18 protein-coding genes, 1 tRNA gene and 1 pseudogene are annotated in these 20,859 nt (G+C 71.8%); 4 read left to right on the forward strand and 16 right to left on the reverse strand.

The window, feature by feature from the left end; genetic code table 11:
- Window positions 1-9: 9 nt before the first annotated feature.
- From FHX68_RS05060 to FHX68_RS05105, 10 genes are all read right to left on the reverse strand, one after another.
- Window positions 10-2,127 (reverse strand): RecQ family ATP-dependent DNA helicase, encoded by a 2,118-nt coding sequence (locus FHX68_RS05060; RefSeq protein ID WP_141379608.1) that lies wholly within the window; start codon window positions 2,125-2,127, stop codon window positions 10-12.
- 235 nt (window positions 2,128-2,362) lie between these two features.
- Window positions 2,363-2,435 (reverse strand) — tRNA-Leu (locus tag FHX68_RS05065).
- An 87-nt stretch (window positions 2,436-2,522) separates the two neighbouring features.
- Window positions 2,523-4,109: an NAD(P)/FAD-dependent oxidoreductase gene (locus tag FHX68_RS05070; protein ID WP_141379606.1), complete on the reverse strand. Its 1,587-nt coding sequence runs from the start codon at window positions 4,107-4,109 to the stop codon at window positions 2,523-2,525.
- The gene (locus tag FHX68_RS05075) at window positions 4,106-5,509 is read right to left on the reverse strand and encodes a S8 family peptidase (RefSeq protein ID WP_229661466.1); all 1,404 of its coding nucleotides are present in this window, start codon (window positions 5,507-5,509) and stop codon (window positions 4,106-4,108) included. The genes FHX68_RS05070 and FHX68_RS05075 overlap by 4 nt, the downstream gene beginning before the upstream one ends.
- Window positions 5,506-6,024: a DUF501 domain-containing protein gene (locus tag FHX68_RS05080; protein ID WP_229661467.1), complete on the reverse strand. Its 519-nt coding sequence runs from the start codon at window positions 6,022-6,024 to the stop codon at window positions 5,506-5,508. The genes FHX68_RS05075 and FHX68_RS05080 overlap by 4 nt, the downstream gene beginning before the upstream one ends.
- Before the next feature lie 49 nt (window positions 6,025-6,073).
- The gene (locus FHX68_RS05085; protein WP_229661468.1) at window positions 6,074-6,598 is read right to left on the reverse strand and encodes an FtsB family cell division protein; all 525 of its coding nucleotides are present in this window, start codon (window positions 6,596-6,598) and stop codon (window positions 6,074-6,076) included.
- Between the two features lie 35 nt (window positions 6,599-6,633).
- Window positions 6,634-7,914 carry a phosphopyruvate hydratase gene (gene eno, locus FHX68_RS05090; RefSeq protein ID WP_141379604.1) on the reverse strand — a complete coding sequence of 427 codons (1,281 nt, stop codon included), beginning with the start codon at window positions 7,912-7,914 and terminating at the stop codon, window positions 6,634-6,636.
- A gap of 106 nt (window positions 7,915-8,020) precedes the next feature.
- Window positions 8,021-8,689: an O-methyltransferase gene (locus FHX68_RS05095; protein WP_141379602.1), complete on the reverse strand. Its 669-nt coding sequence runs from the start codon at window positions 8,687-8,689 to the stop codon at window positions 8,021-8,023.
- A gap of 138 nt (window positions 8,690-8,827) precedes the next feature.
- Window positions 8,828-9,388: a DUF1648 domain-containing protein gene (locus tag FHX68_RS05100; protein WP_141379600.1), complete on the reverse strand. Its 561-nt coding sequence runs from the start codon at window positions 9,386-9,388 to the stop codon at window positions 8,828-8,830.
- Window positions 9,385-9,756, reverse strand: a complete 372-nt coding sequence (locus tag FHX68_RS05105; RefSeq protein ID WP_141379598.1) for a GntR family transcriptional regulator — start codon at window positions 9,754-9,756, stop codon at window positions 9,385-9,387. The genes FHX68_RS05100 and FHX68_RS05105 overlap by 4 nt, the downstream gene beginning before the upstream one ends.
- Before the next feature lie 116 nt (window positions 9,757-9,872).
- On the opposite strand from FHX68_RS05105, the gene FHX68_RS05110 reads away from it, so the two are divergent.
- Complete coding sequence (locus tag FHX68_RS05110; RefSeq protein WP_425325856.1) at window positions 9,873-10,310, forward strand: DUF4442 domain-containing protein; 438 nt, start codon at window positions 9,873-9,875, stop codon at window positions 10,308-10,310.
- 46 nt (window positions 10,311-10,356) lie between these two features.
- On the opposite strand, the gene FHX68_RS15750 is transcribed toward FHX68_RS05110, so the two are convergent.
- From FHX68_RS15750 to nhaA, 5 genes and pseudogenes are all read right to left on the reverse strand, one after another.
- Window positions 10,357-10,539, reverse strand: coding sequence for a YdeI/OmpD-associated family protein (locus FHX68_RS15750; RefSeq protein WP_229661472.1), 183 nt, complete (start codon window positions 10,537-10,539; stop codon window positions 10,357-10,359).
- Window positions 10,540-10,612: 73 nt separating this feature from the next.
- A pseudogene (locus FHX68_RS15755) lies at window positions 10,613-10,687 on the reverse strand (YdeI/OmpD-associated family protein); the annotation flags it as partial.
- A 202-nt stretch (window positions 10,688-10,889) separates the two neighbouring features.
- Window positions 10,890-12,158: a histidine--tRNA ligase gene (gene hisS, locus FHX68_RS05120; RefSeq protein WP_218026393.1), complete on the reverse strand. Its 1,269-nt coding sequence runs from the start codon at window positions 12,156-12,158 to the stop codon at window positions 10,890-10,892.
- A 228-nt stretch (window positions 12,159-12,386) separates the two neighbouring features.
- A complete protein-coding gene (locus FHX68_RS05125) occupies window positions 12,387-13,028 on the reverse strand; it encodes a nucleoside triphosphate pyrophosphohydrolase (RefSeq protein ID WP_229661473.1) in 642 nt (213 codons plus the stop codon).
- Window positions 13,029-13,144: 116 nt separating this feature from the next.
- Window positions 13,145-14,338 (reverse strand): Na+/H+ antiporter NhaA, encoded by a 1,194-nt coding sequence (gene nhaA / locus FHX68_RS05130; RefSeq protein ID WP_141379641.1) that lies wholly within the window; start codon window positions 14,336-14,338, stop codon window positions 13,145-13,147.
- Between the two features lie 121 nt (window positions 14,339-14,459).
- On the opposite strand from nhaA, the gene FHX68_RS05135 reads away from it, so the two are divergent.
- Entirely contained in the window at window positions 14,460-17,144 is a 2,685-nt protein-coding gene (locus FHX68_RS05135) for a phosphoenolpyruvate carboxylase (RefSeq protein ID WP_141379590.1), read from the forward strand.
- 42 nt (window positions 17,145-17,186) lie between these two features.
- Here FHX68_RS05135 and FHX68_RS05140 read toward each other — a convergent pair whose 3' ends face one another.
- Window positions 17,187-17,786 carry a gamma carbonic anhydrase family protein gene (locus tag FHX68_RS05140; RefSeq protein WP_141379588.1) on the reverse strand — a complete coding sequence of 200 codons (600 nt, stop codon included), beginning with the start codon at window positions 17,784-17,786 and terminating at the stop codon, window positions 17,187-17,189.
- Between the two features lie 139 nt (window positions 17,787-17,925).
- Here FHX68_RS05140 and gdhA point away from each other — a divergent pair, with 139 nt between their 5' ends.
- Together gdhA and FHX68_RS05150 are read left to right on the forward strand one after the other, a co-directional pair.
- Window positions 17,926-19,284, forward strand: coding sequence for an NADP-specific glutamate dehydrogenase (gene gdhA / locus FHX68_RS05145; protein WP_229661469.1), 1,359 nt, complete (start codon window positions 17,926-17,928; stop codon window positions 19,282-19,284).
- A gap of 64 nt (window positions 19,285-19,348) precedes the next feature.
- Window positions 19,349-20,803, forward strand: coding sequence for a basic amino acid/polyamine antiporter (locus FHX68_RS05150; RefSeq protein WP_141379584.1), 1,455 nt, complete (start codon window positions 19,349-19,351; stop codon window positions 20,801-20,803).
- Window positions 20,804-20,859: the final 56 nt, after the last annotated feature.

A 20,859-nucleotide genomic window follows, 5' to 3' on the forward strand; every position in this document is an offset into this window, starting at 1 on the left:
GCCGCCGCGTCAGCCGCGCAGGGCGAGCGCGAACGGGAGCACCGCGGTCGCGCCGGCACGGCGGAGCTCGCGTGCGGCGGCGGTGATCGTCCAACGGCTGTCGACGAGGTCGTCGACGAGGAGGACCGGACCGGGCGGCACGTCGAGGTGCGCCGCGCTGACCCGCTCCCACACCCCCGCCAGCCGGAAGGCGCTGTTGCCGCCCGGACCGTTCGTCGAGCCGCCGTCGACGAGGTCGAGCGTGCCGACGAGCGGCAGCCGACCGACGTCGGCGAGATGGCGGGCGAGCGAGTCGACGAGCATCGGGCGGGAGCGCGACGGCATCGCGACCACCGCGACGGGGCGCTCCTCCCACCCCCAGTCGGCGAGCACGCGGACGCAGGCGGCGAGCACGTTCGGGGCCGCGGCCGCGTCGGACGCTCCCGCCGCGAACACGCCGCGCAGCACCCCGCCCCAGCCGAGGTCGGTGAGGCGCGCGAGCGCGCGACCCTCGGTGTACTGCTCGTCGGCGGCGATGCGACCGCGCACCGGCACGCCGAGGCGGTCGGCGCCCGTCGGCCACTGCCGGCGCGGTTCGATCGGCACCCCGACGCGATCGAGCGCCGAGACCGCGATCTGCGTGGCATCCTCGGTCACCCCGGCGGGATACCACGCCCCCGCGCAGGTGTCGCAGCGTCCGCACGGCACGGCGGTGTCGTCGTCGAGGGTGCGCTGGAGGAACTCCATGCGGCAGGCATCCGTCTGCTCGTAGTCGAGCATGTGCTGCTGCTCGGCGACGCGCTCGGCCGCGATGCGCGCGTAGCGGTGCTCGTCGTACATCCAGGGCTCGCCGGTCGCGCGCCAGCCGCCTTGCACGCGGTCGACCGCACCGTCGACGTCGAGCACCTTCAGCAGCAGCTCGAGCGGCGTGCGGCGGATGTCGACGACCGCCTCGAGGGCGGCGGTGGACATCGGCGACGGGGCGGCCGAGAGCGCGGCGAGCACGCGATCGGCGCGGGCGCGGTCGGGCATCGAGGCGGTGGCGAAGTAGTGCCAGATCTCACGGTCCTCGTCGCCCGGCAGCAGGAGCACGTCGGCAGACGCGGTGGCGCGCCCCGCGCGACCGACCTGCTGGTAGTAGGCCACCGGGGACGACGGTGCGCCGAGGTGCACGACGAAGCCGAGGTCGGGTTTGTCGAAGCCCATGCCGAGCGCGCTCGTGGCGACGAGGGCCTTGACGCGGTTGTCCTTCAGGAGCGCTTCGGACTCCTCGCGCTCGTCGGCGTCGGTCTGCCCCGTGTAGGCGCGCACGTCGTACCCGCGCTCACGGAGGAGGCGCGCGGTGTCGTTCGCGGCGGCGACGGTGAGGGTGTAGATGATGCCGGACCCGGCCAGGTCGCCGAGGTGGGTGAGCAGCCACGCGAGGCGGGCGTGGGCGGTGGGCAGCTTCAGCACGCCGAGGCGTAGCGAGCTGCGCGCGAGGGGTCCGCGGATGACGAGCACCTCGGCGCTCTCTCCCGCGGGCCCTTGCGCGTCGAGCTGCTCGGCGACGTCGGCGACGACGCGGCTGTTGGCGGTCGCCGTGGTGGCGAGCACCGGAACGCCATCGGGGATGCGCGCGATGAGATCGCGGAGGCGCCGATAGTCCGGGCGGAAATCGTGGCCCCAATCGCTGATGCAGTGCGCTTCATCGACCACCAGCAGCCCGATGCGGGAGACGAGCTGCGGCAGCTGCTCGTCGCGGAAGGAGGGGTTGTTGAGGCGTTCGGGTGAGACGAGCAGCACGTCGACCTCGTCGCGGTCGAGGGCGTCGATGACGTCCCGCCATTCGTGCGGGTTGGTGGAGTTGATCGCCACGGCGCGAACGCCGGCGCGCTCTGCCGCCGCGATCTGATCGCGCATGAGAGCCAGCAGCGGCGAGACGAGCACCGTCGGTCCGGCGCCTCGGCGACGCAACAGCAGTGTCGCGACGAAGTACACCGCCGACTTGCCCCACCCGGTGCGCTGCACGACGAGCGCGCGCCTGTGATCGGCGACGAGGGCGTCGATCGCCTCGAACTGGCCGTCGTGGAAGCGGGCGTCGTCGCGCCCGACCAGCGTGCGCAGGACGTCGAGGGCATCGGATCGCGTCGAGGTCGTCGTGGCCATGGCATCCAGTCTGCTCTGCGCCACCGACATGGATGCCCCCGCGCGGGGAGCACTCACTGCGGGTCGAGGTACCAACCCCTCGGGCCGCCCGTATTCTTCAAGAAGTCGAGGAAGTGACGCTCGAGCCGATCGACGCGGTGTCCTTTCGCTACGAGGAGGAAGACCGTCGTGGGTGCACGATAAGCGCCGATCTACCCGGTCCGCGGCGGGACTGTTCCACCCAACGGAACGGACGTGCCCCCGCTGGGACTCGAACCCAGACTGAAGCGATTTTAAGTCGCCTGCCTCTGCCATTGGGCTACGGGGGCCCGCGTCCAGGCTAGTGCGCCGATGCGATGAGCCCCCATCCTGCGACAGGACGGGGGCTCATCGAACGCACGAGGATGGCGGGTCGGTCAGGCCTGCGACTTCGCCTTGGCCGGAGCCTTCTTCGCAGGCACCTTCTTCGCCGGAGCCTTCTTCGCGGGGGTCTCGGTCTCGACGGGAGCGGCGTCATCCGCCTTCTCGCCGGCGACGGGAGCGTTCTCGCCCACGACCGACTTCGGGTCGATCGCCGGCGACGCAGCAGCCGGCGCCGCGGCAACCGGCGCGGCAGGCGCCGCCTCGGGCGCGGCCGGACGCGGGCGCGCCGCGAACTCCTGGAAGACGTGGCGAGGGTTCTGCACGGCCTCCAGCGACACGTTGTCGCGGTGCAGCCAGAAGTTGTGCCACCAGTCGCCGATCACGCGCCACTTGCGCTCCCACGACGGCATCGCCAGGCCGTGGTAGCCGCGGTGCGCGCACCAGGCGATAAAGCCCTTGAGCGCGATCTTGCCCGACTGGAACACACCGTTGTACAGCCCCAGACCCGCGACGGCGCCCAGGTTGTGGTGGATGTACTGGTGCGGCAGCTCGCCCCGCAGGTCGGCGACGATGTTCTTCGCGAGCAGCTTCGCCTGGCGGACGGCGTGCTGCGCGTTCGGCACGCAGTACCCGCCGACGCCCTTACCGGTGAGGTCGGGAACGGCGGCGACGTCGCCCGCGGCCCAGGCATCCGCCACGGCCTCTTCTTCGGAACCGACCCGCAGGTCGGCGCGGGTGCGGATGCGGCCGCGCTCCTCGACGGGCAGGTCTCCCCCGCGCACGACGGTCGGGTTCGCCATGACGCCGGCGGTCCACACGATCAGGTCGGTCGGGATGACCTCGCCGGTCGAGAGCTCGACGTTGCCGTCGATGGCGCCGGTCACCTGCGTGTCGAGGTGCACGTTCGCGCCCCGCTTGGCGAGGTCCTTCAGCACCCACTCGCTCGTCTTCAGCGACACCTCGGGCATGATCCGGCTCATCGCCTCGATCAGGTGGAAGTGCGTGTCCTCGAAGCGCAGCTCCGGGTAGTCCTTCAGCAGCGAGGATGCCAGGGCGCGCATCTCGGCGAACACCTCGATGCCGGCGAAGCCGCCACCGACGACCACGACGGTCAGCAGTCGGTCGCGCTCGGGACCGGCGGGCAGGTTCGCCGCACGGTCGAAGTTCGACAGGATGCGGTCGCGGATCGCGACGGCCTCTTCGATCGTCTTCAGCCCGATGGCGTTGTCGGCGATGCCGGGGATCGGGAACGTGCGCGAGACGGCACCGGCGGTCACGACGATCTGGTCGTAGCTCTCCTGCCACGGCTCGCCGACCTGCGGCGTGATGGTCGCGGTGCGGTGGGCGTGGTCGATGCCCGTGACCTTCGCCGTGATCACGCGCGTCTTCTTCAGGTGGCGACGCAACCCCACGACCGCGTGGCGCGCCTCGATCTCACCGGCGGCGACCTCGGGAAGGAACGGCTGATACGTCATGTAGGGCAGCGGGTCGACGATCGTGACCTCTGCCTCGCCCTTGCGCAGGTGCTTCTCGAGCTTCCATGCGGTGTAGAAACCGGCGTAGCCACCGCCGACGACGAGGATCTTGGGAGCCGTGGCGCCGACCGTGCGATCGGCAGTGCTGGACGCTGTGTGAGTCACAGGTGGAAGTACTCCTTGGATGGGCGACTCGGAGTACGAGGTGCGCGCTCCGATCTGATGCGCCGGGCAGCAGCAGTGACACCGAGCGCCACCAGTATAGCCGCCAGGGTCCCGGCCATGAGCGGCACGGTGCCGTAGCGCAGGCTGTCGGCGTTCGGCAGCAGCGGCGAACGCACGTCGACGCGATCGGCCGCGGGCAGGTCGGGCACGCTCGCCGTCGCCGTCGGCTGCGGCGCCGGGGCGACGTCGGCGCGGCGGTACAGGCGCACCCATTCCGTGAGGGTCATGCCGAGCGGACTCGACGACACGGATGCCACGTTTGCCGTCACCGCCGCTGCGGCATCCACCAGTCCGTAGCCGTAACTCGGATCGGGCGTCCGCGTCGCACCCGCCGCGGGCTTCGCCGTGCGGATGATGCGGTTGATGACGTTGTCGGCGTCGAGCTCGGGGTGCGCGGAACGCACGAGCGCGGCGATCCCCGCGACGATCGGCGCCGCACCGCTCGTGCCGTTCCAGACGACCAGCTGACCGTCGGCCGACACACCCAGCAGCTCCTCGCTGGGAGCCGAGATCCCGATGGTGATGCCCTGCGTGGATGCCTCTTCGCTCGCCGCGCCGGCACGGTTGACTCCGCCCACGGTGAGCACGCCCGGGATCGTCGCCGGCGCTCCGACCTCGTCGGTGCCGCTCCCCTTGTTGCCCGCCGCGACGATGACCACGACATCGTGGTCGAACGCGTACTGGAAGGCGTCGTCCCACAGCGGATCCCAGGAGAGCGTGTTGGTGGTGAACGACAGGTTGATGATGTCGGCGTCGTGGTCGACCGCCCACCGCATCGCGTCGGCCACCTGCTGCACGAGCGGCACCGACGACGACTCTCCGAAGCCGATCGAGATCGACAGCAGCTGCGCCTCGGGCGCCACGCCGATCATGCCGGTTCCGGCGCCCGTGCCCCGGGACGCCGCGAGCGAGGCGACCCAGCTGCCGTGGTTCGCGTCGACCGCGCCGACCGGCATGCGCCCGTCGGACGCGCCGACGCCGGAGAAGTCGGCGCCGCCGGCGACGGCCCCGGCGAACTCGACCGGGGAGCGCCCGATGCCCGTGTCGATGATCGCGATCGTCGATCCCTTGCCGCGCGTCGTCTGCCACGCGGTGCGGATGCCGTACTCGTCGAGCCAGTACTCCGCGGCACGCGCAGGGTCTTCCGCGCCGGCGCCCACCCCCGGCGACGACACTCTGGGAGACGGGACCCCGGGTGACGGGACCGGCGCCGCAACGGGTGCGGTCGCACCCGGCGGCGCCTCGTCGACGGCCGGGGCGATGCTCGCACCGCCGAGCACGACCGTCATCGCGATCGCCGCGGCGCTGACCGCGACCCGCCCCGCTCGCCGGGCGTTCACTGGGTCTCCCGAGGCTCCGCACACGTGCAGCGCAACGGCGACCAGTCACCGCGCGCGAGCGCGAGGTCGCCGATCGGGTTGACGCCCGGGCCGGCCGCGAGGGCGTGCCCGGCGAGGGCGTGCAGGCACTTCACCCGCGTCGGCATGCCGCCGGCGGAGATGCCCTCGATCTCGGTCACGTCGCCGTAGACCTCTCGGTCGGACAGGTACGCCTCGTGCGCGGCGCGGTAGGCGCTCGCGACCTCAGCATCCTCGTCGAGCAGGTCGCTGAACTCGCGCATGACCTGTCCCGCCTCGAGCGCCGACATGGCGGCGGTGGCGCCGGGGTGGGTCAGATAGTAGAAGGTCGGGAAGGGCGTGCCGTCGGGCAGGCGCGGCTCCGTGGCGACGACCGTCGGATTGCCGCACACGCACCGCGCGGTGACCCCCACGACGCCGCGCATCGGGCGGCCGAGCTGCGCGCGCATGACCTCGAGATCGGCGTCGGTCGCGGGGCTGAGCGTGGGGTGGGGCATCCGTCCAGGGTAGCGGGACGGCCTGACGAACCGCTGATCGGGCGCGGGGTCAGGGTGCGGTGCCGCCGGTGCCGTCCGGCGCGACCGCGGTCTGGGTGAGCCCGGCTGCGGTCACCGAGCGCACGAGCTGCGCCATCCAGTCCGACCGGGTCTCCTGCACGTCGTCGCTGACGGGCTGCTGGTCGAGCGGGATGGAGGCGGGCGGCAGGTCGTCGTCGACGAGGTAGACGACCTCGCCGGGCAGCATGTAGTACAGCCGCGCACGGGCCTGCGAGGTGACGTAGGCGGGGTCGGCCCAGCGCTGCTTCTGCTGCTCGAGAGCGGCGACCTCGTCGGTCGTCAGCTGCACCGAATGCTCCAGTGCCGTGATCTGCTGCTGCTGCGACAGGTAGGTGCCCACGGTCGGCACGAGCACGAACACCGCGAGCACGACGAGGCCCAGCATGATCGCCGTGAAGGCCGAGAACCGGATGCCTCCGGCCCACTCGCGCACGTCGACGGCGCGGCGCTCGCGCGAGGCATCCGTGATCTGCGAGTTCGGGGTACGAGAAGGGGGAGCCGCAGGTCTTCTCACGGCTCCCCCTCTCGTCTCAGCGTCTCAGCGGCGCATCAGCCCTTGTAGCGGCGGAAGGCGGCGCGACCGGCGAAGGTCGCCGCATCGCCCAGTTCTTCTTCGATGCGCAGAAGCTGATTGTACTTCGCGACGCGCTCCGACCGAGCGGGCGCGCCGCTCTTGATCTGGCCCGAGTTCACCGCGACGACGAGGTCGGCGATCGTGGTGTCCTCGGTCTCGCCCGAACGGTGCGAGAACATCGTCGTGTAGCCCGAGCGGTGCGCGAGGTCGACGGCGTCGAGGGTCTCGGACAGCGTGCCGATCTGGTTGACCTTGACGAGCAGCGAGTTCGCGACGCCGAGGTCGATGCCCTTCGCGAGGCGCTTCGGGTTGGTCACGAACAGGTCGTCGCCGACGAGCTGCACCTTGCTGCCGAGGCGCTCGGTGAGCTTCTGCCAGTTTTCCCAGTCCTCTTCGTCGAGCGCGTCTTCGATCGTCACGACGGGGAACGAGTCGACGAGGTCGGCGTAGTAGTCGATGAGCTGGTCGGGCGTCCAATCCTTGCCGTCCATGTGGTAGACGCCGTCGTTGTAGAACTCGCTCGCCGCGACGTCGAGACCGACACCGACGTCCTTGCCGGGGGTGAAGCCGGCCTTCGAGATCGCGTCGATGAGGAACTCGAGTCCGGCGCGGTTGCTCGGCAGGTCGGGCGCGAACCCGCCCTCGTCGCCGAGGCCCGTCGCGTAGCCGGCGGCCTTCAGCTCGCTCTTGAGCACGTGGTAGATCTCGGTGCCCCAGCGCAGCGCCTCGGAGAACGTCTCGGCACCGTAGGGCGCGAGGAAGAACTCCTGGAAGTCGATGCCGTTGTCGGCGTGCTCGCCGCCGTTGATCACGTTGAACAGCGGCACGGGAAGCACGTGCGCGTTCGGCCCGCCGACGTAGCGGAACAGGGGCAGGTCGGCCGCGTCGGCGGCCGCCTTCGCGACCGCGAGCGAGACGCCGAGGATGGCGTTCGCGCCGGTGCGCGACTTGTTCTCGGTGCCGTCGGTGGCGATGAGGATTTCATCGATGACGCGCTGCTCACTGGCATCCACGCCCTCGATCGCCGGGCCGAGCTCGTCGATGACGGCGGCCACGGCCTTCAGCACGCCCTTGCCGCCGTACCGGCTCTTGTCGCCGTCGCGCAGCTCGTACGCTTCGAACGCGCCGGTGGATGCGCCGGAGGGGACGGCCGCCCGCTGGACGATGCCGTCGTCGAGGAGCACCTCCACTTCGACGGTCGGGTTGCCACGCGAATCCAGGATCTCGCGTGCGCCTACAGCCTCGATCAGTGCCACAGGGGACTCCTTGCTTGTGGAGGATGAATCTCGGAGCGTCGTCGGTCCGTCTTCGAGCATAGTGACCTGGATGCCGCGGCCACAGGCCCCTCCCCCGGATCTAACGTCACACGAGGACAGCGAGGGCGATGCCGTCCCAGCCCTTGGCATCCAGGGTCTGCAGGGCCGTCGCCTCGAACCGCGGATCGTCGGCGAGCATCGCGAGTCCGGCACGGATGCCCGCGACCTGCGCGCTGTCATCGGCGGGGTCGGTGACGCGTCCGGAACGCACGACGTTGTCCACGATGACGAGTGCGCCCGGGCGCCCGAGCCGCGCCGCCCAGTCGAGGTAGACGGTGTTCGACTCCTTGTCGGCGTCGATGAAGACGAAGTCGAACGGCTCGTCGCCGGCGAGGTCGGGCAGGACGTCCGCGGCGCGGCCGACGCGGATCTCGACCCTGTCGCCGATGCCGGCGCGGTCGATGCTCGCGCGGGCGATGTCGGCGTTGCGCGGCTCGGCCTCGATCGTGACGACGCGGCCGCCGGTCGGCAGGGCGCGGGCGAGCCAGATGGTCGAGTAGCCGCCGAGGGTGCCGATCTCGAGCACCCGCCGCGCCCCGATCGCACGGGCGAGCAGGTGCAGCAGCTTGCCGCCCGTGGGCGCGACCTCGATGTCGGGCAGTCCTGCCGCGCGCTGGTCCGCGACCGCGACATCCAGCGCCGCATCCGCCCCGATCAGCGTCTCGACGAGATACCGATCCACCGCCCGCGCCCCCTCGGGGGTCACTTCCCTCATCCCCCCACCCAACCCCGCCCCTCCTCACCGCGTCAACCGACCCGACCCGCGAGCCGCTACGCCCCATGCGAGCCGCTACGCCGTGGACTGTCCGGGGCGCGGCGGCTCGGCCGTGGCGTGGCGGCTCGGCGAGGCGCGTCAGCGAGCCAGGGCGCGGACGCGGAGCGCTTCCAGGAGTGCCGCGCCGGTCGCGGCGTCGTCATCCTTCCCGGCGACGAGCGTCGGCCGGTACGGCTGATGGGGCTGCAGCATCCAGCCGGCCACGCCGGCGACGATCGCCGCGGCGAGCGCGACCAGCACCGGGAGGGCGATGGAGGGCGCGTCCTGCGCCGAGCCCAGCCCGACCTGCCCGAGGACGGTGCCGGTGCTCAGCACGGCCATCAGCGCGGCCATCGCCGAGGCCGTCGCGCCGAGAAGTCGATATGTCGCGCCGCGGTCGCCGCGGCGCAGCCCACTGAGACCGGAGACGGCGATCAGCAACGGAACGCCCAGTCCCACGACGGCGGTGAGCAGGATGCTCGCCCACGCCGGCGCGAACCCGCCCGGCTGACCGTCGAAGCCCCAGTGCACCGCGATGGGGTCCGGCAGGGATGGCAGCGCGATGAGCTGGACGACGACGGCCAGCACCACCAGGACGATCGGGATCACGACGGCCACGATCGTGAACCTGCGGACGGCGTTCGGTGTGCGGGCGGTCATGAGTCGTCCTCCTCGGACGTGTCGGCGGCATGGCGGGTGAGTGCGGCGAGGGCGTCGGAGGTGAGTCCGAGGTCGCGCGCCCGGCGGGCGAGGGCGGAGACGTCGGCCTGCAGTTCGCCGAGGCGTGCGGCGGCAGGGGCGACGACCGCGCCGCGTCCGCGGTGCAGCTGCACGAGCCCCTCGTCGCGCAGCTGCTGATAGGCGCGGAGAACGGTGTGCAGGTTCATGCCCAGGCCTGTCGCGAGCTCGCGCGCGGACGGCAGTCGATCGCCGGGCTGCACGCGCCCTGCCACCAGCTCCACGCGGACGGCATCCGCCAGCTGCGTGAACAACGGGGTCGCAGACTGCGGATCGATGCGCAGGAGCATGCTTCTATTCTATATAAACTAGAACAATTGTGGAGACGTACAACCGATGTGCGAGTGTTCGTGAGCACCGCCACACTGGCCGAATGCGCATGACTCCCCGACGACTGGCCCTGGGCATGAGCCTGTGGACGCCGAACCTGTTCAGCGGCATCCGCGTCCGGCGATTCTCCGCGGACTGGACCGAGGCGACGGTCGAACTGCACGTCAACGCCATCACCCGCAACTACGTCGGGACCGCGTTCGGCGGCTCGATGTCGGCGATGACCGATCCGTACTTCTTCATGCTCGTGATGCATCAGCTCGGCCGCGACTACGTAGTCTGGGACACGCGCGGCGAGATCGAGTTCCTCACGCCGGGGCGCGGAGTGCTGACCGCGCACTTCCACGTGCCGCGCGAGGCGGCCGAGTCGATCCGCGCGCGCGCCCGCGGCGGAGCCAAGGTGCTCGAGTGGTTCGAGACCGAGATCACGGATGCCGGAGGCGAGGTCGTCGCGCGGGTGCGGCGCGAGGTCTACGTCCGCGAGAAGAAGCGCGTCACGAGCGCGGGCGCGTAGCCCGGGTCACTGGGCTGCCGGCAGGGGCCCTCGACGCCGTCGGCGGTCAGGTGAGACCGTCGACGGCGGCCTGGATGCGGCGCTCGCGCGTCTCCGACTTCTTCGCCTCGACGACCCCGCGCACGATCTCCTTGCGGCGGGACGGCGCGAGCGCATCGAAGGCATCGCGAACATCTGCGGCGTCGAGGGGCTGCTGCCAGGTCGGCGGGCACCTCGGTGACGCGATCATCGCCGTCGAGATCGATCGTCGCGTCGACGGTGTCACCGATCTCGACGCCGAGTTCGGTGCGCGCCGCTTTGGAGAGCCCCACGAGGTTCCTTCCGCCCATGACACCCAGACGCAGTCGTGCCTCGCGGTCGCCGATCCGCACGCGCACGGCGGCGCGCTTCCCCCGCCCAGCTCCTCGACCTGCTCATCGGTGAGTTCGATCGCCGTCGCGGGGCCGTGCGCGGCGAGGGTGGTGTGCACGTGCAGAGTCATGGCCGCATTCTGCCCCACGCGGGCGCGGCGCGCACGAGGTTCTCGCGCGCGATGCTCCGGCACGGGCACGGGCACGAGGGCGCCGTTCAGGGCGCGGTTCAGCTGAGCGGCTTGACCTCGAGGTCTGCGGCGGTCTGACCTGCCGTGACCGTCGCGAAGGAGGTGTATCCGTCGGCGGCGGCGCGTTCGAGCAGCGCCTTGAGGTTCTTCGTCCGCTGCTCGAGTCGCACCCGCGTCCCCTGCGCGACGAGCGCCGCTTTCAGGCTCACGAGGTCGGCGGGCGGCAGGTCGCGGTCGTGCACGAGGACGATCGCCTCGGCCGCGGCATCCGCCTCGGCATCCAGCAGGTCGACGATCCGCTCGAAACCGATCGAGAAGCCGACCGCGGGCACGTCCTGGCCGAGGAACCGCCCGATCATGCCGTCGTAGCGCCCACCGCCGCCGAGCGAGTAGTCGACGCTCGGGTGCGCGAGCTCGAAGATCGTGCCGGTGTAATACCCCATGCCGCGCACGAGGAACGGGTCGAACTGCACGGGCAGCGTGAAGTACGGCGCAGGGATGCCTCGGGCGCGGCCGACGGCGTCGCCGAGCGCGACGAGGTCGGCGACGACATCATCGGGGGCGTCCTCGGGCAGCGCCTTGCGGATCGAGCCCTCGCCGAAGGCGCGGAGTTCGAGGGTCTGCGGACGGTGCAGGAAGGCGTCGAACGCGTCGACAGCGGTGGGCGTCACGCCGCGCTCGCGGAGCTCGGCGACGACACCGTCAACGCCGATCTTGTCGAGCTTGTCGATCGTGATCAGCACGCCCGGGCGCTCGTCGGCGCTGAAGCCGAAATGCCCGAGCATCCAGTCGAGGAGGCGCCGGTCGTTGATGCGCACCACCGCTCCCTCGAGGCCGAGCGCGTCGACGGCGTCGAGCGTCGCGGCGAGCAGCTCCGCCTCGGCACGCGCCGACGGGTCGCCGATGATGTCGATGTCGCACTGCACGAACTGCCGGTAGCGCCCCTTCTGCGGGCGCTCCGCCCGCCAGACCGGTGCGATCTGGATCGAACGGAACACCGTCGGCAGCTCGGCCCGATGCGACGCGTAGAAGCGCGCGAGCGGCACCGTCAGGTCGTAGCGCAGCCCGAGGTCGGCGAGCCGGGCGGGGTCATCGGCCGCCGCGGCGATGGCCTCGGCATCCAGCCCGCGCTTGAGCACACTGAAGGAGAGCTTCTCGTTGTCGCCGCCGATCCCGGCGTGCAGTCGCACGTAATCCTCCATGACGGGGGTCTCGATCTCGTCGAAACCGTGCGCGCGGTAGCGCTCGCGGATCGTGGCGAGCACGCGCTCGCGACGGGCCTTGTCGGCGGGGAGGAGGTCGCGCATGCCGCGCGGCGGGTTCACGGAGGGCACCGATCCAGTATTCCAGGTCGGGATCGGCGCCGATGTGGGGCGACGGGAGAGGTGTCCGGCGGCGGTCTCGGGGGCGCCGTGTTCACAACGTCGGAGAATCTGCGCGCCGTGGCGGGAATCGGGCCCGTCGGGGCGTTCGCGGCCCGAAACTCCGACGTTGTGAACGCGCGGGTGGTGGGACCGGGCGGCGCGGACCCCCTGTTACGCGCCTTCGGCGGCCCGCACGTCGCCTTCGGCGGCGCGCACGTCCGCTTCGAGGGCGCGGATCGTGCCGCGGAGGGCGCGATCGGCGTCCCACCCGCGCTCGCGCGCGAGCGCGACGAGCCCGAGCAGCGACGCGCCCAGCTCCGCCTCCGACTCCGGGGGACGCGTGACCGCCGCGGCGGGCGCGACCTCCGGCGCGGGCGCCCCGACGCCGACCTGCGCGGCGCGGCCGAGGAGCTTCTGGGCCAGCGCGAGCGAGGGCATGTGCGGCGAGACGCCGTCGAGCACCGAGCGGCGCTCGCGCTTCTCCGCGGCTTTGGCGGCGTGCCAGTGCACGAGCACTTCCTCGGGCGTCCGCGCCACGGCGCCGGCGAAGACGTGCGGGTGTCGCCGCACCATCTTCTCGACCAGGCCGGATGCCACGTCATCGATCGTGAACGGGTCGTCGGGGTCCTCCGCGGCGACCGCGGCATGGAACAGCACCTGCCAGAGCAGATCGCCGAGCTCCTCGCGGAGGTCGGCGCGCGAACCCTGCTCGACGGCGTCGATGAGCTCGGCCGACTCCTCGACGAGGTACGGCACGAGGTCGTCGTGCGTGATCTGCTGCGACCAGACACACCGCTCGCGCACCGCGCGCATCGTCTCCGCCGCCTCCCGCAGTGGGTCTCCCCCGGACGACGCGGCGGGGCCAGCGCCGGCGGCGCCGGTCGGCCCGGCGCCGCCGGAACGGCCGGGCTCCGGGGCATCCGACGTCGTCATACGTCCTCGCTTCGCACCATCCGACGATAGTGCCGCGCCCGCGCCGAGACCAGGACGGCGGCGAGCGCGATCGAGATGAGCGACCCGGTCAGCACGCCCAGCACCGCCTCGTCGCGCAGCAGCGCGTCACCGGCGAAGGCGAGGTCCGACAGCAGCAGCGAGACCGTGAATCCGATGCCGCCGAGAGCGCCGGCGGCGAGCAGATCAGCGAACGGCAGGGGCGGTTCGGCAGCCCGGCCGCGACCGACCCGCTGCGAGAACCAGCCGAACGCCGAGATGCCGAGGACCTTGCCCACCGGCAGCGCGATCGCCACGCCCCAGAACGCCGGCTGCAGCTGCGCCGGGGTCACCGCCGGGATCACCACGAGCGCCGCCGTGAACGCGAACAGCGGCAGGATGAGCCCGTTCACCCACGGCTCGAGCGCGTGCCGCACGCGGAGCGCCGGGTGCTGCGACATCGCGAGCCCGAGGGCGACGCCCGCGATGGTCGCGTGCACTCCCGACACGTAGACGAATCCCCAGGTGAGCAGGGCGACGATGACCATGACGCCCGCGATCGCCGTGCGGTGCCGCGAGTCGAGCTGCCGGCTCAGGATGCCGAAGACCACCACCCAGACGCCCGCCGCGGCGAGCATGCCGACATTGACCCCGGTCGTGAACAGCACCGCGATGAAGACGATCCCGGCGATGTCGTCGAGGATCGCCAGCGCCAGCAGGAAGACGCGGAGCGCCGAGGGCAGCCCCTTGCCGAACACCGCGAGCACGCCGAGCGCGAACGCGATGTCGGTCGCCGTTGGCACGGGCCATCCCCCGGCACTCGGCGTGCCCCAGGCGAGCGCCAGATAGATCGCGATCGGTACGAGCACGCCGCCCGCGGCCGCGATCGCCGGCTGGATCGCCTTCCGCGCGGAGTTCAGATCGCCCGCGGTGAGTTCGAACTGCAGCTCGACCGCGACGACGAAGAAGAAGACGGCGAGCAGACCGTCCTTGATGACATGCTCGACGCTCAGCTCGAATACCCCGGGGATCGCGATCTCCGTGTGCAGGAACGCGTCGAGCGCCGGCCCGGCGGGGCTGTTGGCCGCGATGAGGCCGAGGGCCGCAGCCGCGAGCAGCATGATCGCGGGAACGCGGGCGGAGCGGAGCAGCTCGCGGGAGCGGAGCAGGGCGGCGGAGTGCAGCAGGGGCATGGAATCCTCACGGGTCGTGTCGGACGAGACGGGGATCCCGCCGCCGACCAGACTTCCCGGCACACCTCCGCCGATCCTACCGCGTGACACGACGGAAACACCGGGCCATTAGCGTGGGGGGATGCACGAACTCACTCGCACCGAAGCCATCGACCTCGTCGGCCGTGGCGAAGCCGAGCAGGAGCTGCCCGAGAAGATGCGCGCCGACGTGCGCATGCTCGGGGCGCTCCTCGGGCGGGTGCTGCGCGAAAGCGGCTCGCCCGGCCTCTACGACGACGTCGAACGTCTGCGCCTCGCGACCATCGCCGCCTACACCGACGAGTCGCCCGAGGCCTTCGAGCGGGCCGCGGCGATCGCGGACTCGTTCTCGATCGAGCGCGCCGACGAGGTCGCCCGCGCCTTCACGGTCTACTTCCACCTCGTGAATCTCGCCGAAGAGCACCAGCGGGTGCGGGTGCTGCGCGAGCGCGACGGCCGGCCCGAGAAGGAGGATGCCGCCGACTCGGTCGCCGCCGCCTTCGTGCGCCTGGCCGCCGAGGTCGGCGACGACACCGCGCTGCAGCGTCTGCAGGCCCTGCGCTTCCACCCCGTCTTCACTGCGCACCCGACCGAGGCGCGGCGCCGTGCCGTGTCCACCAGCATCCGTCGCCTGGTCACCCTGCTCGGAGAGTACGATGCGTCGCTGCGCGGCGGTGCCGACGAGCGGCGCGCCCAGCGCCGCATGCTCGAAGAGATCGACACCCTCTGGCGCACCGCGCCGCTGCGCGCCGAGAAGCCGACGCCCGTCGACGAGGTGCGCGCCATCATGGCTGTCTTCGACGAGACCCTCTACACCGCCGTGCCGCACGTCTACCGGCGGGTCGACGACGCCCTGCAGGGCCCCGCCGCGGGCGGCCGCGCGCCGATCGTCCGCCCCTTCGTGCGCCTGGGCACCTGGGTCGGCGGCGACCGCGACGGCAACCCGTTCGTCACCGCGTCGATCACGAAGAAGGCCGCCGGCATCGCGTCGGAGCACATCCTGCTCGGCCTCGAGAACTCCGCGAACCGCATCACGAAGACCCTCACGCTCTCGGCCGAGACGACTCCGCCCGCCGCCGAGCTCGACGCGCTCCTGCAGCGCCTGTCCTCGGCCGATGAGGACGGTGCCGCAGACGCCGCCAAGCGCGCCAAAGTCGAGCCGCACAAGCGCGTCATGCTGCTCATCACCCGGCGCATCACCGCGACCCGCCGCCGCGACGCCGACCTCGCCTACCGCGACCCCGCGCACCTGCTGGCCGACCTCCGCATCGTGCAGGATTCGCTCGTGGCGGCCGGCGCACCCCGGCAGGCCTACGGCCACCTGCAGCAGCTCATCTGGCAGGTCGAGACCTTCGGGTTCCACCTCGCCGAGCTCGAGGTGCGCCAGCACTCGGCCGTGCACGCGAAGGTGCTCGCCGAGTGCGTCGCCGCGCGCGACGAGGGGGCGGCTCTCAGCACGCAGGCCGAAGAGGTGCTCGACGTGTTCCGCACCATCGCCCAGATCCAGCACCGCTACGGCCCCGGCGCGGCGGGCCGGTACATCGTCTCGTTCACCCAGTCGGCGCACGACCTCGCCACCGTGCACGAGCTCGCCCGCTTCGCCGCGGGCCCCGGCGGCACTCCCCCGGTGCTCGATGTGATCCCGCTCTTCGAGACCTTCGCCGACCTGCAGGCCGCGCCGGAGATCATGGCCGAGATCATTCAGCATCCCGAATTCGCGAAACGGCTGGATGCCACGGGCCGCCGCCTCGAGGTCATGCTGGGCTACTCCGACTCGTCGAAGGACGTCGGTCCTGTCGCGGCCAATCTGGCGCTCTACGAGGCGCAGGCCCTCATCGCCGCATGGGCGCAGGACGAAGGCATCCAGCTCACCCTCTTCCACGGTCGCGGCGGCGCCCTCGGTCGCGGCGGCGGCCCCGCGAACTCGGCGATCCTCGCGCAACCGCCGCACTCGGTCGACGGGCGGTTCAAGCTGACCGAGCAGGGCGAGGTGATCTTCGCGCGCTACGGCGACCCGAACATCGCGATGCGTCACATCGACCAGGTCGCGGCGGCCGTGCTGCTGGCCTCGGCGCCCTCGATCGAGCAGCACAACCGCGAGGCCGCGGACCGGTACGCCGACGTCGCGGCGACGATGGACCGCGCCTCTCGCGAGCGGTTCTTCTCGCTCGTGAAGGCCGACGGCTTCGCGCCGTGGTTCGCGACAGTGACGCCGATGGAGGAGATCGGGATGCTCGCCCTCGGCTCGCGGCCCGCTCGGCGCGGCCTGTCGGTCGAGTCGCTCGAAGACCTGCGGGCGATCCCGTGGGTGTTCGCGTGGTCGCAGGCTCGCATCAACCTCGCCGGCTGGTTCGGCCTCGGGACCGCGCTCGACGCGGTCGGCGACGTCGAGCTGCTGCGCCGCGCCTACGACGAGTGGCCCCTTTTCCGCACCGTGATCGACAACGTCGGGATGAGCCTCGCGAAGGCCGATCAGCGCATCGCGCGCCGCTACCTCGACCTCGGCGACCGCGCCGACCTCGCCGACCTCGCCGCCGACGAGATGGCCCTCACCCGGCGATGGGTGGTCGAGATCGCCGGCGGCGACGACCTGCTCGCGAACAAGCCCGTGCTCCAGCGCGCCGTGAAGATGCGCAGCCCGTACGTCGACGCGCTCTCCCTCTTGCAGTTGCGCGCGCTCCGCACGCTCCGCACCGGGGAGGTGTCCGAGGCGGAGCTGCCCGGGTGGCAGCGGCTGCTGCTGCTGTCGGTCTCCGGCGTCTCGGCGGGGCTCCAGAACACCGGGTGATCCCGGCTCGACGGCGCTCCGCCCGCGGACGCCCGGGCCGCGTCAGTCGACGCGGCGGTCGGCGGCGTGCCGCGCGAGCGCGGCGCCGTACCGCTCGGTGAGCTGGGTCATGTAGTCGGGTGCGGAGCGGTCGAGGCCGAACACGTATCCGGGGAAGTCGAGCTCCTCGCGCGCGGCGGAGATCTCCTCGGCGTCCGCCGCGGGCAGCAGCCGCATGGGATCGCCGATCGCGACCCAGCCGAGGGGCACCACGGTACGCGGCGGCAGGGTCGTCTTCACGTGCACGACCGCGCCCACGCGCACGAGCGAGCCCTCCCCCACGCGCGCGCCGTTGACGATGCGGCTGCCGCTCGCGAGGTACACCTCGTCGCCGATCGTGGCGCCGGAGACGGATGCCATCGGGCCGACCAGCACGTGATCGCCGATGTGCACGGGGTGCACGGCGCTCGCCCGGATGAGCGCGTTCTCCATCACGATGACGTTCTCACCGATGACGATCGGCGACCCCTCGGCAGTGAGGACGGCGCCGTGCAGCACCTGGCATCCCTCCCCGATCGTCACATCTCCGGAGATGACGGCGGTCGGGGCGACGACGGCACCCGGGTGGATGCGGGGCCGCGCCCCGAGGTGCTCGAACTGCATGATGGGCCTCCACCGCCAGCGTAGAGGCGCGATGTCACACTCGTCGAGGGCGGCGGGAACCGCTGCTAGGGTGAGACAGGCCGCGCGCACCGTCTCCCCGACCTCCCTCCCCAACCGTCCGCGGCCGGAAAGCGCCACCGTGACCGACGCCCTCACCGACCTGCCCGCCTCCGTCGCCCCTGTCTTCGAGACCGTCACCGCGCGCAATCCGCACGAGCCGGAGTTCCATCAGGCCGTGCACGAGGTGCTGCACTCGATCGCGCCGGTGCTCGACCGGCACCCCGAGTTCACCGGCGCCGGCATCGTGCCGCGCCTGGTCGAGCCCGAGCGGCAGATCATGTTCCGGGTGCCGTGGGTCGACGATGCCGGGCGCGTACAGGTCGACCGCGGCTACCGCATCCAGTTCTCTTCCGTCCTCGGCCCCTACAAGGGCGGCCTGCGCTTCCACCCCAGCGTGAACCTCTCGATCATCAAGTTCCTGGGGTTCGAGCAGATCTTCAAGAACGCGCTCACCGGTCAGGGCATCGGCGGCGCCAAGGGCGGCAGCGACTTCGACCCGCACGGAAAGTCGGATGCCGAGGTCATGCGCTTCTGCCAGTCGTTCGTGAGCGAGCTGTACCGCCACCTCGGCGAGCACACCGACGTGCCCGCCGGGGACATCGGCGTCGGCGTCCGCGAGATCGGCTACCTGTTCGGTCAGTACCGCAAGATCACGAACCGCCACGAGTCGGGCACGTTCACTGGCAAGGGCGTGCAGTGGGGCGGTGCCGAGGTGCGCACCGAGGCGACCGGCTACGGCGTGGTGTTCTTCGCCGAGGAGATGCTCTCCGCGCGCGGCACGTCGCTCGAGGGCCTTCGCGTGGGCGTCTCCGGGTCGGGCAACGTCGCGATCTACGCCATCGCCAAGGCGCACGAGCTCGGCGCGCTGCCCGTCACCGCCTCGGACTCGTCCGGCTACGTCGTCGACGACGACGGGATCGACGTCGCTCTCCTGCGCCAGATCAAGGAGGTCGAGCGCGCGCGAATCGCGGAGTACGCGGCGCGTCGCCCGTCGGCGCGGTTCGTGGAGGGCGGGCGCCCGTGGGAGGTCGCGGTCGACGTCGCGATTCCCGCGGCGACCCAGAACGAGCTCGACGAGGCCGATGCGCGCGCGCTCATCGGCAACGGCGTGCGTGCGGTCGCCGAAGGGGCGAACATGCCCTCGACGCCCGCCGCGGTCGCGGCGTTCCAGGCGTCCGATGTGCTCTTCGGCCCGGGTAAGGCCGCGAACGCGGGCGGTGTCGCGGCCTCGGCGTTCGAGATGAGCCAGAACGCGTCTCGCCAGCGCTGGAGCTTCGACGAAAGCGAGCGCAAGCTCCGCGCGATCATCGCCGACATCCATGCGTCCGCGCGAGACGCCGCCGAGCGGTACGACCGCCCGGGTGACTACGTCGCGGGCGCGAACATCGCCGGCTTCGAACGGGTCGCGCACGCGATGCTCGCCCAGGGCGTCATCTGATGCGCGGACGTCGCGCGACGCCGGCCGTCTGACGCGCGCCTCGAGTCTGATCTACAGTCGCCGCATGACCGACGACACCGTACCGCCTACCGGGGACGCGCCCGCGCCCCGCACGAGCGTGTCGATGCTCACCCTGTCGAGCTTCGTCGTCGGGTCGATGGTCGGTGCGGGCGTGTTCTCGCTGCCCGGGACGTTCGCCCGCGAGACGGGCGTCATCGGGTCGCTCGTCGCGTGGCTCGTGGCGGGGACCGGCATGTTCCTGCTCGCGCTGGTGTTCCACCGCCTCGCGCTGCGGCGCCCCGATCTCGACGCCGGCGTCTACGCGTACGCGCGCGCCGGGTTCGGGCGATACGCGGGCTTCCTCTCCGCGTTCGGATACTGGGCGAGCGCGTGCGCGGGGAACGTCCTCTACTGGATCCTCATCATGTCGACGATCGGCATGGTGCTGCCGGGGCTCGGCGAGGGCGACACGGTGCTCGCCGTCGCGCTGTCGTCGGTCGGCCTGTGGATCTTCTACGCCCTCGTCCGCCGCGGGGCCCGCGAGGCCGCGGCGGTCAATCGCGTCGTGAGCATCGCGAAGGTGCTGCCGATCGCCGTCTTCGTCGTGCTGTGCCTGGTCGCCTTCGACCCGGCCGTCTTCGCGGCGAACCTCGCCGGCGAGGCATCCACACCGCTTTTCGACCAGGTGCGCGGCACGCTGCTGCTGACGGTCTTCGCGTTCATCGGCGTGGAGGGCGCGAGTGCCTACTCGCGGCATGCGCGGCGCCGACGCGACATCGGGCGGGCGACGGTGCTCGGCTACCTGAGCGTGCTGGCCGTCTTCGCGTCCGTCACGATCGTGTCGTTCGGCGTCCTGCCGCGGGACGACATCGCGACGCTCGCGCAGCCGTCGGTCGGCGGCGTGCTCGCGGCCGTCGTCGGGCCGTGGGGCGCGGCGTTCGTGGGTGTCGCTCTCATCGCCGCGGTGCTCGGCGCGTACATCTCGTGGACACTGATGGCCGCCGAGGTGCTGCTCATCGCTGCGCGAGACGGTGACCTGCCGCCGGTGTTCGCCCGCACGAACGGGCGCGACGTGCCCGTCGGGGCGCTCACGATGTCGACGCTGCTCGTGCAGGCACTGCTTCTGGTCGTGGTGTTCTCGTCGAACGCGTTCGACGTCGCACTGAACCTCACGAGCGCGCTGGTGCTCGTTCCGTACGTACTGACGGCGGGGTACGGCGTGCGGGTCGCATGGGCTGATCGGCGGATGCCGGGACGCGGGTCTGTCGCCGCGGCCGCCGCGCTCGTCGTCGCGGTGCTCGCCACGGGGTACACGGCCTTCCTCCTGTATGCGGCGGGCGGGGAGTACGTGCTGCTCGCGATGCTCATCCTCGTGCCGGGCACCGCCCTGTTCGCCCTCGCGCGGCGCCGCGCCGGCGCCCGCGTGTTCGCGCCGTGGGAGTGGGTGCTGTTCGCCCTCTGCGCCGCGGGCGCCCTCGCCGCGCTCGCGCTGATCGCGACCGGCGCCATCGCCCTGTAACCCCCGCCCGTTCCGCCCCCGCCGGTTTCGCGCCCCGTCTTTCCCGCGAGACCGCG

Origin of the sequence: Microbacterium lacticum, from assembly GCF_006716815.1 — a bacterium.
Classification (GTDB): domain Bacteria; phylum Actinomycetota; class Actinomycetes; order Actinomycetales; family Microbacteriaceae; genus Microbacterium; species Microbacterium lacticum.